The 600-nt window shown below is 62.5% G+C and carries 1 pseudogene; it reads left to right on the forward strand.

Going from position 1 to position 600, the window contains the following annotated elements:
- Nucleotides 1-600 (forward strand): annotated as a pseudogene (locus AACY08_RS28080) (S8 family serine peptidase); the annotation flags it as partial.

Consider the following 600-nt stretch of genomic DNA (forward strand, 5'->3'; position numbering starts at 1 on the left):
TTCGATGCGTTCTTGCGGATTTACGAATGCAAGGCGAAGGAGTTGATCGCGCTCGCAACCGGGGCATCGGGTGTCCTGCCCCCGGGGGAATTGTCCGCCCCGTTGGTCGACGCGCTGACCATTGCGGTCTGCAAGATTGCCGGGCGCTTCCTCGACATCATGATCCGGGCGCTCGATTATTGTCCGCCGTTCGACATCACTTTTGGCGAGTATCTGCGCGCGGTGATCACCGCCGACCGAGACCTCGTGCCCGACGACCGGCGCGCCTATCGCGTTGCGATCACCGCTGCATTTCGCGCGCGCGGAATTTCCCCGCGCGATGTGCGGAGCGTATCGCCCGATACGCTCGCCTGGGAAACGCCCGATCTCCACGTCTCCTTCAAGGAAGTGGTCGACGCGATGGCGCTCGATTTTCCGCTGGATACCACACGGGAAGAAATTTCCCGTCGCTCGGCGCACAATGCGCGGGTGTTCCACGATTGGCTGGTGCAGCTGGCACCCGATGACTGGCTAACGCTGTTCGGCATCGCGCGCGTCGCTGGACCAATGAACAAGCAAGCGACCGCCGCCGACGGAACCGTTACGACGATTGTCGGGAAT

This window comes from Pseudomonas sp. EL_65y_Pfl1_R83 (assembly GCF_963970695.1).
Classification (GTDB): Bacteria; Pseudomonadota; Gammaproteobacteria; order Pseudomonadales; family Pseudomonadaceae; genus Aquipseudomonas; species Aquipseudomonas tritici.